Source organism: Streptomyces sp. NPDC007157 (genome assembly GCF_040634235.1).
In the GTDB taxonomy this organism is placed as follows: domain Bacteria; phylum Actinomycetota; class Actinomycetes; order Streptomycetales; family Streptomycetaceae; genus Streptomyces.
In genome coordinates, this window is the sequence record NZ_JBEYFE010000004.1 from 367,068 (window position 1) to 382,468 (window position 15,401).

The 15,401-nt window shown below is 67.7% G+C and carries 14 protein-coding genes; 4 read left to right on the forward strand and 10 right to left on the reverse strand.

The window, feature by feature from the left end; translation table 11 throughout:
• Positions 1-179: 179 nt before the first annotated feature.
• From ABZ642_RS09575 to ABZ642_RS09605, 7 genes are all read right to left on the reverse strand, one after another.
• Entirely contained in the window at positions 180-803 is a 624-nt protein-coding gene (locus ABZ642_RS09575; protein WP_360479775.1) for a DUF5134 domain-containing protein, read from the reverse strand.
• A gap of 317 nt (positions 804-1,120) precedes the next feature.
• Positions 1,121-1,747, reverse strand: coding sequence for an HAD family phosphatase (locus ABZ642_RS09580; protein WP_360479778.1), 627 nt, complete (start codon positions 1,745-1,747; stop codon positions 1,121-1,123).
• Positions 1,748-1,870: 123 nt separating this feature from the next.
• Entirely contained in the window at positions 1,871-3,496 is a 1,626-nt protein-coding gene (locus ABZ642_RS09585) for a cytochrome b N-terminal domain-containing protein (protein ID WP_360479781.1), read from the reverse strand.
• A 160-nt stretch (positions 3,497-3,656) separates the two neighbouring features.
• Positions 3,657-3,986 carry a WhiB family transcriptional regulator gene (locus ABZ642_RS09590; RefSeq protein WP_360479784.1) on the reverse strand — a complete coding sequence of 110 codons (330 nt, stop codon included), beginning with the start codon at positions 3,984-3,986 and terminating at the stop codon, positions 3,657-3,659.
• A gap of 89 nt (positions 3,987-4,075) precedes the next feature.
• Positions 4,076-5,776, reverse strand: coding sequence for an FAD-binding oxidoreductase (locus tag ABZ642_RS09595; RefSeq protein ID WP_360479788.1), 1,701 nt, complete (start codon positions 5,774-5,776; stop codon positions 4,076-4,078).
• Positions 5,773-6,495 carry a lysophospholipid acyltransferase family protein gene (locus ABZ642_RS09600; protein ID WP_360479791.1) on the reverse strand — a complete coding sequence of 241 codons (723 nt, stop codon included), beginning with the start codon at positions 6,493-6,495 and terminating at the stop codon, positions 5,773-5,775. Before ABZ642_RS09600 ends, ABZ642_RS09595 begins: the two co-directional genes overlap by 4 nt.
• A gap of 39 nt (positions 6,496-6,534) precedes the next feature.
• On the reverse strand, positions 6,535-7,365 hold the full coding sequence (locus ABZ642_RS09605) for an SDR family NAD(P)-dependent oxidoreductase (RefSeq protein ID WP_360479794.1): 831 nt from the start codon (positions 7,363-7,365) through the stop codon (positions 6,535-6,537).
• Positions 7,366-7,711: 346 nt separating this feature from the next.
• Here ABZ642_RS09605 and ABZ642_RS09610 point away from each other — a divergent pair, with 346 nt between their 5' ends.
• The 3 genes from ABZ642_RS09610 to ABZ642_RS09620 are packed head-to-tail and all read left to right on the forward strand — an operon-like array spanning position 7,712 to position 11,645.
• Positions 7,712-8,539 carry a hypothetical protein gene (locus ABZ642_RS09610; RefSeq protein WP_360479797.1) on the forward strand — a complete coding sequence of 276 codons (828 nt, stop codon included), beginning with the start codon at positions 7,712-7,714 and terminating at the stop codon, positions 8,537-8,539.
• Positions 8,536-10,851: an HAD-IB family hydrolase gene (locus tag ABZ642_RS09615; RefSeq protein ID WP_360479800.1), complete on the forward strand. Its 2,316-nt coding sequence runs from the start codon at positions 8,536-8,538 to the stop codon at positions 10,849-10,851. Before ABZ642_RS09610 ends, ABZ642_RS09615 begins: the two co-directional genes overlap by 4 nt.
• Positions 10,851-11,645: a ferritin-like domain-containing protein gene (locus tag ABZ642_RS09620; RefSeq protein ID WP_360479803.1), complete on the forward strand. Its 795-nt coding sequence runs from the start codon at positions 10,851-10,853 to the stop codon at positions 11,643-11,645. Before ABZ642_RS09615 ends, ABZ642_RS09620 begins: the two co-directional genes overlap by 1 nt.
• Positions 11,646-11,683: 38 nt before the next feature.
• Here ABZ642_RS09620 and ABZ642_RS09625 read toward each other — a convergent pair whose 3' ends face one another.
• From ABZ642_RS09625 to ABZ642_RS09635, 3 genes are all read right to left on the reverse strand, one after another.
• A complete protein-coding gene (locus ABZ642_RS09625; protein ID WP_360480205.1) occupies positions 11,684-12,349 on the reverse strand; it encodes a nitroreductase in 666 nt (221 codons plus the stop codon).
• A 450-nt stretch (positions 12,350-12,799) separates the two neighbouring features.
• Positions 12,800-13,201, reverse strand: coding sequence for a helix-turn-helix domain-containing protein (locus ABZ642_RS09630; protein ID WP_360479806.1), 402 nt, complete (start codon positions 13,199-13,201; stop codon positions 12,800-12,802).
• 69 nt (positions 13,202-13,270) lie between these two features.
• On the reverse strand, positions 13,271-14,494 hold the full coding sequence (locus tag ABZ642_RS09635) for a hypothetical protein (RefSeq protein WP_360479809.1): 1,224 nt from the start codon (positions 14,492-14,494) through the stop codon (positions 13,271-13,273).
• A 148-nt stretch (positions 14,495-14,642) separates the two neighbouring features.
• Between ABZ642_RS09635 and ABZ642_RS09640 the strand changes: the two genes are divergently transcribed.
• Entirely contained in the window at positions 14,643-15,248 is a 606-nt protein-coding gene (locus ABZ642_RS09640; protein WP_360479812.1) for a TetR/AcrR family transcriptional regulator, read from the forward strand.
• Positions 15,249-15,401: the final 153 nt, after the last annotated feature.

Here is a 15,401-nt window from a genome sequence, read left to right on the forward strand (position 1 = left end):
GACAGGCCGTCTTCGCGTAAGGGCATGACGCGACGGCCTTCTCGAGAGGCGAGACGACGACGGGAAGCCGGTGCCCGTTCCACCAGTTGACCGACGGGCCACCCCGGTTGTGACGGCTGCCGGCACGCGGTTCGTCCGACTGAGAGGGTTTGTGGCGAGGAGTCAGTTCCGGCGAGGAGTCAGTGCGGCATCAGCAACATGACCGCCGTTCCCATGGCTGTCGCTCCGTCCCAGAAACGGTTGCAAACGCCCTTGAGGCTGGTCGAGTTGTCGGCCGTTTCGGTGGTTGCGTGCAGTGTGGGCATGTCACGGGTCAACGAGCGAAGCGAACATGTGAGGAGGTACAGCGCCAACACTCCTGTGACGATGTTGTCGGCCTTCGACTCCCCCATGAAGTGGCCCAGACCCATGGCCTGGTGTGCTGTCGGAACACCTGCGGCCATGGTCTGGTGCGAATGGCCCGCCGTGCGGTGCGACATCCAGGTCATCGCCGCCATGCCGACCGCGTAGGGGAGTCTCCTCGCGGTTGCCGACAGCTGCCTCTCCTGGCCGGACTTGACGGCGGTCAGCGGGAACCACACTGCGGCGGCGGCGAAGAAGACCGACTGTGGCAGCTCCGGCAGGGCGCCGCCCCAGCTCCACGGCATCACTGCCATGGCCAGGGCCATGGCGGCGTGCAGCAGTTGGTCGACGCGGCTGCGGCAAAAGCGAGTCCGTGTCAGGACACCCTGTCGGAGCGCGCGGACAGCGGCCGCCGCGAACAGGGCGGTCAGCAGGTAGTGGACAACTTCAACGGCACTCATGCCGAATCGCACCCTCCCACGGAGCGGTCAGGATCCGTGTCGGATCCGCAGGGTGTGCGTCCGACATCGTGTGGTACCTCCGTCGATCCACCGTGTCTTGAACCAGGCATACCTCACGACGGGAAAATATCGGGACAGACATGCCCTTGGCCGGTCGTGTCTACCCACGCCCGGGTCCCTGCACGTTGTGCTGGGGGGATGCCGTTCGGGCGAGCACGCGTCTCGGCGCGACGTCACGACATCGGGGCGAACGCTGTCCGAGGTGTGGTGCGCGGCCGGCATCCTTGTCAGGCGCGCGGAGGCATCGGCCTCCGGACTCATGGCTTCGGCCCGAGAGCGACGCCCAGTAGTTCTGCGAGTAGCTGCGTGGAGTGTTCTGCGCTGCGATGCAGGACGGTGGCCATTCCCAGTGCCTCGGCGGGCGGCAGGTTCACCGCGTTGTCATCGACGAAGACGCATTCCTCGCCGGGTAGTTCGAGCATCTTGAGGATGAGCTCATACGCAGCCGGCTCCGGTTTGCGCAGTCCGTACCGTCCGGAGACGAGCGCCGCGTCGAAGGCCGCGTCGATGTCGAAGCCCCGATACATGTCCCACGGCGCCAAGCCCATGCTGTTGGACAGCAGACCGGTCTTCAGTCCGGAGGCGCGGGCCCTGGCCAGCACCGACACCATGGATTCGTCGAGACGGGAATCCGCGAAGATCCGGCCCAGCAGGCCGGTGCTGTCGATGCCCAGCGCCCGGCCCAGGCGACGGTTCCAATCGAACTGAGTGGCCCTGCCATGTTCGAGGTCGTGAGTGAGTGCGACCATCGCCGGGTCCCGGTACCAGGTGCGCTCCACCGCTCCTTCGGACAGGCCTTCGCGGGCTTCGAAGCCCCGCACCGCGTCATCGAGCGATGTCGTGAGCACACCGCCGTAGTCGAATATGAGACATCTTCTCGGCACAGTCGTCCGAACCTCTCTCCCACACCGTCTGGTTGACTCATGTTGTTGGATGCACCGTGGAGCGGCGGAGGACGTGACGCGCTCGGCAGCGTCTTGCCACCGTCGGCCCAGCGGCCGCTCTGTTCAGCGCAGGTGCTCATTGGCGAAGTCCTGGTACTCCCGCGTGGTCGGCTTGGGGATCTGCGAGCCCTTGCCGTAGAGGGCGCGGCTGAACCTGACACGCAGGCGTCGGGCAAGGCGGGCGCCGGCAACTGGGCTCTCCGCGTCGCCGTGCGCGCCGGGTGCGATCGGCAGGTATTGGTCATGCTGGGTGAGAAGGTGGAGTTCCGTCTGGCTGAGAGGCTCGTGCACCTCGACGAACTCGCCGTGCGGCAAACGTTTTACGACACCTGTCTCGCGGCCGTGCAGTACCTTGTCGCGGTCCCTGCGTTGCAGACCGAGGGCACACCGTTTCGCCACGGCATAGGCTGCGACAGGCGCGACGAAGAGGCCGACGCGGACCGTCCACGTCACCGATTCGACCGAGAGATGGAACCGGGTGGCGATGATGTCGTTCGCCGCGCCGATGAGCGACACCAGATAGAAGCTGATCCAGGCGACACCGAGTGCTGTTCGCACGGGGCGGTTGCGCGGTCTGTCGAGAAGGTGCTGCTCACGATCGTCCCCGGTCAGCCAGGCCTCGATGAACGGATACGCGCCTATGGCCAGGAAGAGGCCGACGCCTGCCACCAGCGGAATCAGGTTGTCCAGGGCCAGGGTGTGGCCCCAGAAGGCGATTTCCCAGCCGGGCATGACTCGCAGCAGTCCGTCCGCCACGCCCATGTACCAGTCGGGCTGCGATCCGGCCGAGACCTGATCGACGCGGTAAGGGCCGTACAGCCAGATGGGATTGATCTGCACGAGTGCTGCGATGGCGAAGATGACACCGGTGACCAGGAAGAAGAAGCCCGCGGACTTCACCGCCCGCACCTTGAGCGGCAGGCCCACCACGTTCTTGTTGCTCCGTCCCGGGCCTGGGTACTGCGTGTGCCTGTGGTGGAGCAGCAGAATCAGATGGGCCACGAGCAGTCCCACCATGAGGGCAGGGATGATCAGAACATGGACTGTGTTGAAGCGAGCCACCAGTTCACCGCCCGGGAACTCGCCTCCGAAGAGAAACATCGAAAGGTAGGTTCCGACGATCGGTATGGAAAGGATCGTCCCGTTCACGACGGCGAGCCCGGTTCCGGAGAGCAGGTCATCCGGGAGGTCGTATCCGGTCAACCCTCCGAACATCCCGAGGACCAGCAGCAGGAACCCGAACAGCCACTGGAATTCCCGGGGCTTGCGGAAGGCGCCGGTGAAGAACACGCGCAGCATGTGGACGAGCATGGCCCCGATGAACACCACGGCTGCCCAGTGATGGGCCTGTCGGATCAACAGGCCGCCCCGGACGTCGAAGGAGAGGCGCATGGTCGAGTCGTACGCCTCCGACACCGTCTGCCCCCGCAACGGCATGTAACTGCCGTTGTACCGCACCTCTTTCATCGACGGATGGAAGTACAGGGTCAAATAGATCCCGGTCACGATGATGACGATGAAACTGTAGAGGCAGATCTCTCCCAACAAGAAGGACCAGTGGTCCGGGAAAACCCTGCGCGCTTTGGCCCGGATCAGGCTGTACGGGCCCAGGCGTCCGTCCGCCCAACGGGCTATCCGCTCCCCACCGCCTCCTTCGCCCGCATCTTCTTTCTGGCTCTGATCATCCATGCCCCTGAAACCATTCCTCGTCCGGCCCGAAAGGGACGCGCTGTCGATGTCATGAGCCTGACTTGTTGCCGACAGGAAATGGATACGGCGGGTTGGTCGCCTGCCGTGGGCAGAACCAAGACGGTGGGGTGCCGAGTCCGCACTCCTTGGACGAGCAGGCTCATGACTGCTTCCACCCATATGACCGGGCATGAGGCATGGATGTGACACGCCCGACCCCGAGGTGGTGCTCAGCGCTGTCACGCCGCCTCATCAGACGGCGTTCGCCCTCGGTCTTTCCACCCCAGACGCCTTCCACCCGCTCGACGCTCATGGCCCAGTCGAGACACTGGTCCAGGACCGGGCAACGATGGCAGACGGCCTTGGCCTCGGCGATCTGAACGTGCGTCAGGCTGCCGTCGCCTATGGGGAAGAACAGATCGGGGTCGATGCGCAGGCAAGCCCCCTGCTCGCGCCAGTACGTTGCGTGGTCGCCTCGTTCTGCAGCCATGACAAAGAAAACCTCCAGGAAGGGCAAGGACGACGGCTTCGTCCACGAGTCGACGGCCCCTCGGCCGGGCGGGCCGTCGACCGCCGCGCTCAGACCACGATCTTGCGCGGGTTGAAGTTGCCGCCCGGGTCGGCAGCGCCGAACAGGCCCGACATGATGGCGACACCCTCCGTCGAGATGTCCTCCGCCAGCCAGGGCGCGTGCTCCAGGCCCACCCCGTGGTGGTGCGAGATCGTGCCGCCGGCGTCGACGAACGCCTGCTGGATCGCGCGCTTGACGGTGTCGTACTCACCAAGCGGGTCGTCACCGAACACGAAGGCGAAAGTGAAGTAGAGGCAGGCGCCAGAGTGGTACGAGTGCGACATGTGCGACATGGTCCAGCCCGTGCGGCCGAGCTTCTCGTAGGCGCGGTCGGCCGCCGCGTAGACCGCTGCGTGGATGCCACGCAGCTTCGACCACGGACCGGCGGTCTCGCTCACGTCGCCGGCGGCACCGCGGTCGAGCAGGAAGTCGCGGATGTACGGCGTGTCGAACTTCTTCTGGTCGTAGAGCGCACCGGGCCCCTTGCCGACGCCGATGCCGTGATGCTTGCGCACGATCCGGCCGACGAGCGACTTCTGCCGTTTCACGTGCGCCTCGTCGCCCTCGAAGCCGATGAAGGAGAGGCACATCTCGTCGAGGTTCCAGCCACGCCTCCTGAGATACGCCAGGAGGCCGGCCTGTGCCTTCTTCTGAACACCCTTCGACTCCTTGCTCGTCGCCAGGGAGAAGGCCGTCTCCTGCGCGTCCGAGATACGGGTGACCGAGGGCGAGACGTCGCTCTCGGCGATCTCCTGCATCGCCGCGAGGCCGTGGTCGAGATTCTCGAAGAAGTAGGCGTGGATGGCCCGCTTCTCGGGGAGCCGGTGCACCTGCACGGTGACCTCGGTGATGACGCCGAGCCGCCCCTCCGAGCCCACCACCATCTCCCGCACGCTCGGCCCCGTCGACGCGCTCGGAACGGCACGGATCACGAGGACCCCTCCGGCCCGCACGACTCGCAGCCCCTTCACGATGTCCGCGATGTCGCCGTACTTGTCCGACTGCATGCCGGAGGAGCGCGTGGCGACCCACCCGCCGAGCGTCGAGTGGGTGAACGAGTCGGGGAAGTGCCCCATCGTCCAGCCGTCCCGATTGAGTTGAGCCTCGAGATCAGGGCCCAGCGCCCCGGCCTGGACGCGCGCCAGGCCGGAGCAGGGGTCGATCTCCAGCACCTGGTTGAGGCGGCCGAGGTCGAGTGAGACGACCACCCGGGACTCGTCCATGTGCGGCTCCAGGCTGCCCGCGATGTTGCTGCCGCCCCCGAAGGGGATGATCACGGCGTCCGCCTGGACCGCCGCTTCGACGACGCCTCGCACCTCCGCCTCGTCGGCCGGGTAGACGATCACATCGGGACTGCGTGCGATCACGCCGGCTCGGACGCGGACCAGGTCACGCAGGCTCTTGCCATAGGTGTGGACGACCCGGGACAGGTCGTCGACAAGTGTGTTCCCGGCTCCGACGATGCCGCTCAGAACGGCGACGAACTCCTCGGGTGCCGTCGAGGCCGGCACCTTCAACCGCGAGAAGTCGGGCCGTTCGGTGCGCTCGGCCGCCCGGAGATCGAGACCGACGGCCTTCTGTACGAACGGCGCGAAACCAGGCTTGTCCTCGTGCCGGAATCCGACACCTTCCACGCCCCAGCCCCACCACTTCATGTGTTTCACGTCTTCGGTACGCATCGTGTCGGTGCGGCCGGTGGGTTCGGTCACGAACGGTCTCCTTCAGGTATACGGCGTGAGGTCGCACTGACGCCGAGAATGCGGTCGGAGTTCTCCTCGGTGAGGGTGAGGATCGCCGAGCGGATGCGTTCGGTGAACTCGCTCCTCAACTCCCCGGGCAAAGCGGTGAGCGGTTCGCCGAAGACGACCCCGACCGGCAGACGGCCCGGTTTCGGCCAATTCGACCCGCGAGGATGCGCCGCATGCGCGCCGATGACCGCGACGGGGAGCACCGGCACCTCGGCCGAGGACGCGAGTGCCGCCGCCCCCGGTTTGAACGTCCCGAGCGATCCGTCCCGTGAGCGGGTCCCCTCGGGGAAAATCAGAAGCGGCACTCCCCGGTTCAGCAAGGCCCTGGCGCTCACTCCGCGCGCGTTCACTCCGGTGCGGTCGACCGGGAAGGCGTTGAAGAAGAGGGCCGTGAGGCCGCGCCGCCGCCACACGTCGAAGAAGTAGTCGGCGGCGGCTCCCACCGCGAGGTAGCGCGCCAATCGGCGGGGCAGCGCGCCCATGATGAGTGGGGTGTCGAGGTGCGAGGTGTGATTGGCGACGACGACATACGAGTCCTCGACGTTCGCCAGGCGCTCGCGCCCGAGCACCGTGACGCTGGTCACGCTCCAGACGAGGGGCTTCAACAGCCCCCGCTGCGCGATGAAACGCGCCGCGGCGTGGGAGCGTGAGGTGAAACGGCCGCGTATCGTCGCAGGCATCCGCTTCCTTCCCGTGCGGGCTCGCCCGCACTGATTCCTTCAGTGAGTGAGGCTGTCGTCGCGGCTGGAGGAGATCCGTCGCGAGATCCACCGCACCGTGCGGCGTGGAAGATGACGTGTGAACCAGATGAGCAACCGGTACCGGAGGCTCGGCACGGAGATCACCCGTCCGCGGCGCACGTCGCGCAGACTCGTCTCGACGAGTCGCCGGGCGTCGAGCCAGAGGAAGTTCGGAATGCTCGACGACCGGATTCCGGCCCGTGTGTGGAATTCCGTGCGGACCCAGCCCGGACACAGTGCCGTCACGGTGACGCCCGTTCCGTGGAGCTCGTTCGCCAGTCCCTCGGAGAGCGAGGTCACGAAGGCCTTGACGGCCGAATAGCTCCCCATCGTGACGAAGCCGGCCGTGCTCGACACATTGACGATCGCACCGTGCCCGCGTGCGCGCATGGCCCGTCCGGCGGCACCGGCGAGCACCAGCACCGCGCGCCCCATGACCTCGAACGCCCGGTCGTGCGGAGCGGTGTCGGCCGAGGTCATCGGTGCGTGCACGCCGAAGCCGGCGTTGTTGACGAGCATGTCCACGGGACGGGCGGGGTCCGCCAGCCGGGCGGCGACCCGCTCGACGGCGGCACGATCGGACAGGTCGGCGGGGAGCACCTCGACAACACGGCCGCGGGATTCGAGCTCGGCCGCCGTCCGGCCGAGCCGCTCCCTGTCCCGCGCCACCAGGACAAGGTCCCATCCGCGGTCTGCCAGAGCGCGCGCGAACGCCGCTCCGATACCTGACGTGGCACCGGTCACCAGGGCCACCCGTGTACGAGTCAATTGGTCAGCAACCCGCTTCTGCGAGGGATTTTGAAGATCCACAGGGCTTCCATGTCCGACGTCCGACGAGCCGGCCCAGGGGAATCGCCGCGGTCGTACGACAGCGGACGGCTGCGTCCTCGCGCATGACACACCTTTCGTTGCTCGGCTCATTGGGTGAGACCGGGCACGCGTCCGTCCTGTGACACGAGCTTCCGGACATGGCGGAGGTGAGCGACGCCCAGCACGGTCCGACGCACGCGGCCGCACACGACGGCCTCCACACGGAGCCGGTCACGTGTCACACATGTGCCGGTTGCCCGGTCTCTCGTGACGGCCCCCGACGGCTTCTCGCATGCTCCGGGGCTTCCGCAGCGTTTCCCCCGCTCCCGTCCCAGAAAGCCTGTGCATGAACTCGAACAACGAGACGACGACCGCGCCGCCCGAGACAGCGGGCTTCGACGTGCGTGAGTTCGCCCGTACGGCACACGGCAGCCACCGCGGAACGCTCGACCTCGGGTCGCTCGCCGAAGAACCGCTCGATGCCGAATCCGTCCGGCTCGTTCGCGCGCTGCGCGACATGGAACGCGCGACGCTGCACCGCGTGCGCGACCTCCTCGTCACGGCGACACACAAGGACGCCCGTGTCACCGCGTTCCTCACCACATGGATGTTCGAGAGGTTCTGGATAGCCGATGCCCTCGACGCCGTCCTGGAGGCTTCTCCCGCCGCCTGCGACCTCCCTTCGAGCGCCGGTCAGGCGCGGTGGGTGCTGGCGGAGCGCCGCGAACGCCGAGGCCCGATCCGTCGTTCCCTCGTCGCCAACATCACCGGTACACAGATCGTCGCCGAGCACGTGACGACGGCCCTCGTGGACGAATGGATCACGCAGGCGGCCTACCGGCGGCTGGCCGGCGCGTCCTCCGCCATGGCGTCGATCATCAACCCCGTGGTGGAGATCAAGCATCGCCACATCCGCTTCCTCGCCGAGGAGGCGGAGCGCCGGCTCCAGGGCTCGGCCCGCGCCCGGCGCATCACCCGCCGCGCCCTCCGGCACGCCGCCTGGCCGCTCGGCTCGGTCGATCGCGCCGGGCACGAGCGCACCTTCTTCGAACGACATGTCTTCGGCGACCGGAGCGGACGAGCCGAGGCGCGCCGTATCCGCGGGATGGTCGCCACGCTCCCCGGCATCCACCCCGGTGTCGCATCCACCGTGGAATCGAGGCTCCTTCCGTGACACCGCACAACGCGAAGACCGAACTCGGCGACGCGCACGTCCTGCTGACCGGCGCGACCGGCTTCGTCGGGCAGGCCGTGCTCGAGCGGCTGCTCACCGACCATCCCGCCACCCATGTCTCACTCCTCGTGCGCGGGAAGGGCAGCCAGACCGGGCAGGACCGGCTCCGGCAGCTTCTCCGCAAACCCGTGTTCGCGCGCTGGCGGGATGCTGTGGGCGCCGAGGAGGCCGAGCGCATCATGCGTACACGGATCACGGTGCTCGACGGCAGCATGACCAGCATCCCGGAGCTGCCCTCCGACCTCGACGTGGTCATCCACTCGGCGTCGACCGTCTCGTTCGACCCGCCCATCCACGAGGCGTTCGACACGAACGTCAACGGCGCCGTGAGCCTCTACGAGGCCTTGCTCGCCTCCGGATCCGACCCGCACGTAGTCCACGTGTCCACCTGCTACGTCGGAGGGCTCCGTCGCGGTGTGGTGCCCGAGGCCAAGCTCGAACACGATGTCCTCTGGCACACCGAGTGGACCTTGGCGACACGGACCCTCGAGCGGACCGAACTCACCTCGCGGGAGCCGGCGATGCTCGAGCGGTTCATTTCGCGTGCCCGTGGCACCCACGGGAAGGAGGGTCCGATCGCGGCGGCCCGCGCGAGCGAGAACGCGCGGCGCGAGTGGGTGCGTTCCCAGCTCGTCGCCGCCGGCCGGCGGCGTGCGCAGAGTCTGGGGTGGACCGACGTCTACACCCTGACGAAGGCGCTCGCCGAACGTGCCGCGGAAGACCTCTGGGGCGAGGCCGGACACCGGCTTTCGGTGGTCCGGCCCGCGATCATCGAGAGCGCGCTCCAGCATCCGTTCCCCGGCTGGATCGACGGCTTCAAGGTCGCCGATCCACTGATCTTCGCCTACGGCCGCGGCCAGCTGCCCGACTTCCCGGGGCTGCCCGACTCGATCCTCGACGTCATCCCCGTCGATTTCGTCGTCAACGCCATCCTCGCCGCGGCGGCCAACCCGACCCCCGTCGACGAGCCGAAGTACTTCCACGTCGCCTCGGGCGCGTCGAATCCGCTGCCCTTCCACCGCATGTACGAGAACGTACGCGACTACTACACCCAGCACCCGCTGCCCAAGGGCGACGGATTCGTCGAAGTACCGGCCTGGAAGTTCTCGGGCGAGCGCAAGTTCAACCGAGGCCTCCGGCTGGCGAAGAAGAAGGCCGACCTCTGGGACGCCGCTCTGCGGCTGATGCCGAACGACGAGCGCAAGCGCGCTCTCGCGACCGAGAACGCGAAGCTGCGCGCCGGCATCGCCACCCTCCGCAACTTCACCGACCTCTACCGCGCGTATGCGCAGACCGAGATCGTCTTCGACGACCGCAACACCCGCGCGCTGAACAACGCCCTCCCGGCCGAGGTGCGCGAGGACCGCGGCTTCGATGTGGAGCGGATCGACTGGGAGGAGTACCTGCAGAAGGTGCACCTCCCCGCCATCAGCGAGCTGACGGCGGCCTACCGTCGTCGGAAGGCCGCGGCCTCCGGGCCGGCGAACGCCCGCCCGAAACGCGAACTGCCGCGGCGTACCGATGTACTCGCGGTCTTCGACCTCGAACGGACCGTCGTCGACTCCAACATCGTCGAGCAGTACCTCTGGGTGCGCACCGCGGGCTTCCGCAAGGCGGCCTGGCCGAAGGAGGCGGTGGACCTGCTCGCCGCACTGCCCGGCTACCTCCGCGCCGAGAGACGTGACCGTGGGGAGTTCATCCGCGCGTTCCTGCGCCGCTACCGCGGCATGTCCATCGCCCGTCTTGAGGAGGTCGTACAGCGCGGGTACGCCGACACGATGCTGCGGCACATGAGCGCGGACGCCCTGGCGTGCATCCGCGAGCACCGTGCGGCAGGTCACCGCACCGTCCTGGTCACCGGCTCCATCGGTCTTCTCGCCGCTCCGCTCGCCGACCTGTTCGACGAGGTCGTCGGGAGCTCCGTGCACGTGCGGGACGGTGTGCTCACCGGCTACCTGGCGAAGCCGCCGCTTGTGGACGAGGCGAGGGCCGCCTGGCTTCTGCGGTACGCCGAGGAGGGAGGCTACGACCTCGCCGCGTCCTACGGTTACGGCGACAGCCTCTCCGACCTGCCATGGCTGTCGCTGCTGGGCAAGCCCTCGGCGATCAACCCCGACGCCGGACTGGCGCGCGAGTCGCACAAGAGGAACTGGAACATCCACCGCTGGAAGAGGGGCGGTTCGGGGGTGCGCCGCGACGTCATCGCGGCACGGGCGACGACTTCGACGCGCACCGACGAGAAGAGCGACTGATGGCTTTCGACATAGACAAGTACACGAAGAACTCCACCGGCGTGCAGTGGGCCGACCTCGACTTCGACGAGTTCGAGCGCAGCCCACTGTCCGAGGAGACGTTGCGCACGCTGCGCTACATGTGTGACATCGAATACCACACGGTGTGCTACCTGCGTGATCTGCTGACGACCCCGTCCCACGACGAACCCGCGGTGGGCGCTTTCATGACGATGTGGAACCGTGAGGAGTTCTGGCACGGCGAAGCACTCGCGGCCGTGCTGGAGCGTCACGGCCTCCGAGTCGACTTCGACGAGCTCAAGGCGACCCGTCTGAAGCTCGGTTGGAAGGACCGCCTGGGGACGGTGAAGCAGACGGTGATCGGTCGGCTGGTCGGAAACGACTTCGTCGCCGTGCACATGGCGTGGGGCGCGGCGAACGAGTGGTCGGCGACGGCGGCGTATCACCGGCTTGCCGCGCTGGAGAGCCACCCGGTGCTGGTACCCCTGCTGAAGCGGATCGCACAGCAGGAGACGAAGCACGTCGCGTTCTACGCGTCGCAGGCGCGTGACCGGCTCGCGGCAAGCAGGAAGGCCCGCGTGGTCGCCCGGCTGGCGCTGGAAAACGCCTGGGGCCCGGTCGGCTCGGGCGTCATGTCCGAGACCGAGGTCACGCACGTCATGACGCACCTCTTCGCGGGCCCGGAGGGCCGCAAACTCATCCGCGACATCGACTCGCACATCGCGAAGCTGCCGGGCATGGAGGGGCTGCGCATAGTCGAGGACGCCATGGACGAGCGCGGGATCGCCGCCTGACGGCGATGTCGGAACGGCGTTCTCACGGGTACCGCTGACTATTCATCGACAAATGTGACCGTCTCGTCGAGCGGTGCTCGGCCGGTACGGGTGTAGGGCACCGAGGTGTCTTCGAATCCGATCGACATGCCGCAGAAGAGGATGAGGTCGGGCGGGGGTGACAGGACCTCCGCGACGGTCCGGCGATAGACCGACCACGCCATCTGCGGGCAGCTGTGCAGGCCTTCGGCGCGCAGCAGCAGCATCACGGTCTGCAGATACATGCCCACGTCGGACCACTGGGGCCGGCCCAGACCGCGGTCGACGTAGCAGAACAGGGCGGCGGGCGCGCCGAAGCACTGCCAGTTCGCGGAAGCGGCCCGCTGGCGCGCCTCCCAGTCCTCGTGCGCGATACCGAGTGCGCTGTAGCGCTCCGCACCGAAGGCGGATCGGCGCTCGCGGTAGGGGGACTTCAGGGTCGGCGGGTACATCTCGTATTCCCGCTCGTCCCAGGGATCGCACGCGGTCACGCGCTCGCCGGCGAGTTCCTTGAGTTCGGCCAGCGGTCGGCCGGTCAGCAGGTAGACGTGCCAGGGTTGGAGGTTCGACCCGGACGGCGCCCAAGCCGCGGCGGAGAGCACCCGCTCCAGTACCTCTCTCGGAACGGGCCGGTCGGTGAATCCACGTACGGCTCGTCGGCTCGTGACCGCCTCGTAGACGTCCAAGTTCACCCATCTCCCTCGTCTGCTCTACGTCCCCCTGCCAGTCACAAGACCACTGAATGCAACAATATGCGCGCAATGCTACAGATTGCGGCGGTGTCGGTTCCCGCCCAGTGCGGCCGGCCACGCGGAAGCGTTCGCATCGTGAGAAGTGGCGCGGTGATCGTCGCGAGGCAGGAAGGCATGACGGGGCCCCGACCACCCAGCGGTGATCCGGGCCCTGGGAAGTGTTGGGTGTCTCGAAACCCCTCGTGATCCACACCATGCCCTGGGGACCCGGCCCGCTACTTCCGCGTGCTTGGTCGGATCCCGCAGACGGCGGCGAAGTCGCCGCCGGTTCTTGCCCTGCCGAGGTCGTGAACGGTGCTCCCTTTCATACGGGTGCCGGTCGACCCCGCTGAGGCATGTGTCCGTGTCCGCCTGCAACTCCTGCTGCCGGCGCGGATTGGGAGGTCAGTGGCCTGGTGCGGCCGGTTGATCAGATGCCGGTGAGCCGCTTTCCGGAAGGTGATCTTCCGCCCACAGGAACAGAATGGCCAGGGGGATGAGGAAAGCGTTGCCGTGTGGAGAGAGTGCGTAACGGGTTCGCGATGACAGCTCGGGCCGGACGTCCTGGGCGACCAGATCGATCGCGGTCAGTTCCTGGAGCCGCTGGGTGAGCATGCGGTTGGTGATGCCGGGGACGCGCTCGCGAATCTCTGCGAAGTCGGACGGGCCTTTGGCCAGAGCCATGAGGATCAGGCCGTTCCAGCGTCTGCTGAGCAGGGTGAAGGCCCGAGTGATGGCCGGAGATTCATCGGCTGACTGCGGACGCGTGGTCCGGCGTGCCGGCTGAGGGTGTTGTGAGGTAGTCATGGTGGGTATCCGTACTGTGCCGAAGTTGCTGGCGGTCAGGGCCTGATTGCGCAGATCACGCGCTCGGCGTCAGTCGTCGTCGTCATGGCGACGGGCGTGGGCGTGCGCGTGACGCCGAACCGGCACAGCGGTGCCGGACCCGGGCAGGGCCGGGAGCAACTCCCCGGAGACCGGCGCGCCGGTCTCCGTGCCGCGGCCTTCCCTGATGACCCAGTGGCCGAACAAGACCGCCGTGAGTCCGCAGACGCTCCACAGGGCGAGGACGGCGAGGTGGCCGGCGTCGGCGTTGACGTCGAAGTACGCGGTGTCGCGAAGCAGACTGGCTCCGGCGCCCGGGGGCAGCCACTGGCCGACGGACTCCACGCCCTTGGGAAGCATCTCCGGGGCGGAGGTGGCGCCGGAGAAGGCGTTTCCGACGAAGACCATGATCGCGGCGCTGAGCCCGAGGCCCGCCGGCCCGAGAAGTCGGATCACGCCGGCGGCGGTGGCGCTGACGGAGAGCAGGTCGAGCGACAGGATCGCCCACGTGGCCACGTGATGGTGGGGCAGCGCCCCGAGGAAACCCTGGGCCACGAGATAGACGCCGAGGGCCGCTACGGAGCATGCGACGAGCAGGGTCAGCACTCGGTGGCGTGGGCGGGCCAGGCCGCGAGCCATCGTGACAAACGCCCCGATCAGGATGCCGCAGATCGTGAGCGGGAAAACCGAGGAGCTGAACACCGCGCCCCGGGGGTCCTCCGTGGCGACGGGCACCACGTCGATCGCCTTCGCGAGGACCTTCACCGAGGAATCAGCGCCGGCGGCTCCCCGCGGGGCGGCCTTCCGCCGAGCGGCGCCCTGTTGGGCGGCCGCCTGCTTGTGGGCCTTCGCCGGGGAATGCGCACCGCCGGCCTCCTGCTCGGCGGCCTTCGCCTCGACGGCCTGCTGCCGGGCGGCCAGCTGCTGGGTGGCCTTGTCGGCCAACTGCTGTCCGACATCGGTCAGAAGCTGGGCCACGGAGGGGCCGGCGGCGGTGGCCTTCAGCACCGTGATGCTGTGGCCGGAGATGGCGAAGGCGCCGTAGACATCCCGGTTCTTGATCGCCGACCGCGCGGCCAGCTGGTCGGGATAGAGGTGGAAGTCGAACGCGCCGGGCATCTCATGGGTCAGCCCCTCCACCGCGCGCTGGCCGGCCGGACCCGTGCCCACGATCCCGACCGGCACGTCGCGCGGCGAGATCCGCCCCGCCGGCCAGGCGAACGCCATCACCGCCAGCGTGATCGCTATGGGCAGCACCACGGCGGCGATGGCCACTTCCCGCCATGCCCGGTGTCGTGACAAGGGGTTACTCACAGCCTGGCCTCACAAAAAAAGAATGACCGTTTTTCTTGAGTGCCCAGTCTGGCCCGCTTCATCGGTAAACGTCAATACGAATGTTCGTTTTCTTTGTTAGGCTGGCCTCATGCCCAAGGTCACCCAGCAGCACATGGACGCCCGTCGCGCGCAGATCCTGGACGCGGCGCGCCGTTGTTTCCTCCGCGACGGGTTCCACTCCACGTCCATGCAGGACCTGTTCGCGGAGTCAGGGCTGTCCGCGGGTGCGGTGTATCGGCACTTCACCAGCAAGGACGAGATGATCCTCGCGATCGCCGAGGAGAACATGCGTGATGTCCTCGACAACACGCTCGCCATCGCCACGAACCGGCAGGGCCAGTCCATCGGGGAGGTCCTGGCGGACCTGCTCGACGTGATTCGGGCCAAGTCGGTCGAGAAGGACGTGGCCGGCCTCGCGGTTCTGGTCTGGGGAGAGGCCATGCGCAACCGCTCGCTGGCGCGCAAGCTCGACCATCTCATGGGCCGCATACGCGCACATCTGGTCACCATGGTCCGTGACCACCAGGAAAGCGGTGGACTGCCCGCGAACGCGACGGCCGAGGGGATCGCATCAACGATGGTCTCCATCCTCCCCGGCTACATCCTCCAGGCGGCCCTGCTCGATCAGGCTGTGGTGGCCGAGGTGCCTGACGCGGTGCGGGCGTTGTGGCCGGGCCCGGCCGGTGAGCACTGAGCGGTCTCCCCGCTCACAGGGCTGCACACGCCGATCACGGGTGGGACATCCGTCGACGGTGGCCGGAGGCACTCCAGGCACGCCGCGGACCCGCAGCGGCCTGCCCCGTTGGGCGTCGGCCGGATCGCTCTCGCCTGGCAAGTGCCGGGCGAG